Source organism: Streptomyces niveiscabiei (assembly GCF_001419795.1).
Taxonomy (GTDB): Bacteria; Actinomycetota; Actinomycetes; order Streptomycetales; family Streptomycetaceae; genus Streptomyces; species Streptomyces niveiscabiei.
The window spans coordinates 1-1,038 of sequence record NZ_LIRL01001296.1 but is presented as its reverse complement, the minus strand read 5'-3'; the positions used below and the strand labels follow the sequence as shown (position 1 = coordinate 1,038).

Annotated in this window: 2 protein-coding genes; both read left to right on the top strand. The window is 73.8% G+C overall.

Translation table 11 applies throughout. From position 1 onward, the window contains the following. The coding region (locus AOK24_RS43295; protein ID WP_206191373.1) for a CGNR zinc finger domain-containing protein at window positions 1-226 on the top strand (226 nt) is incomplete at its 5' end. Window positions 227-387: 161 nt separating this feature from the next. Next, window positions 388-873, top strand: a complete 486-nt coding sequence (locus tag AOK24_RS43290) for a GNAT family N-acetyltransferase (RefSeq protein WP_055725320.1) — start codon at window positions 388-390, stop codon at window positions 871-873. Window positions 874-1,038: the final 165 nt, after the last annotated feature.

Below are 1,038 nucleotides of genomic sequence, written 5' to 3'. Positions count from 1 at the left end.
CCACCCCACCACGGCCCTCGTCGACCACGCCCTCGCCACCCTCGCCGCCGACGCCGCCGACCTCCTCACCTCCCCCGACGCCGACCGCCTCACCGCCTGCGCCTCCCCGCCCTGCACCCGCTACCTCCTACGCCACGGCCGCCGCCAATGGTGCTCCACCCGCTGCGGCGACCGAGCCCGAGCAGCCCGCGCCTACGCCCGACGCACCCGCCCCGACACGACCTGAACAGACTTAGGGCGGACGCGTGAGTACGTCATCTCCGGCACCGGCCCCCACTGGCCGACGGTCCGGAGCGCCGCGCCCGGTCCGCGCCCAGGGACAGCCTCGGCCCTCACCCGGGTACGCGGACAACACACCGCTAAAGTGCTGCCGTGCCCTACGCGCCGATGCCCCTCCACCTGGACACCGCCCGCCTGACGTTGCGGCCGTGGACCGACTCCGACATCGCCGCCCATCGCCTCCTCGTCGCCGAACGAGGCGACGGCCTGCCGTCCGTCGAAGACAACCGGCGGATGATCGAGGACCAGCGCACCGCCGCGGCCCGGACAGGCATCGCCCTGCTGGCCGCCGTCCGCCGCGACACCGGCGACTTCATCGGCTACTGCGGACTCACCGTCGGCCGCGCCAGCGCCGAAGAACCCGAGATCGCCTACGAACTCTTCCGCCACGCCCACGGACAGGGCTACGCGACCGAAGCCGCCACGGCAGTCCTCGACGCCGCGTCCACGACCGGCCGCACCCGCCTCTGGTCGACCGTACGCCCCTGGAACACCCCGTCCTTCCGGGTCCTGGAGAAGCTAGCCTTCGAACGCCACCACGTCTCGACGGACGACCGCGGCGACCTCGTCTGGCTCACCCGCACCCTGCCCTGAAGAGCACAACTCCGGCCACCGGCACAGAACCCGCGAGAGGCCACGGCCCATCGGGTGCCACGAGGGCCGGTCACGGGTAGCCATGGCCGGACGCGCGCGCACCGAGACCGCGCCGTCCCGGCACGCCCCCCCCGTGGTCGGTACCCGGACCCGCCCACCGAGAAG

Coding starts and splice junctions, on each gene's coding strand:
- AOK24_RS43290 (WP_055725320.1), top strand. CDS start 388: ATGCCCCTCCACCTGGACACCGCCCGCCTGACGTTGCGGCCGTGGACC.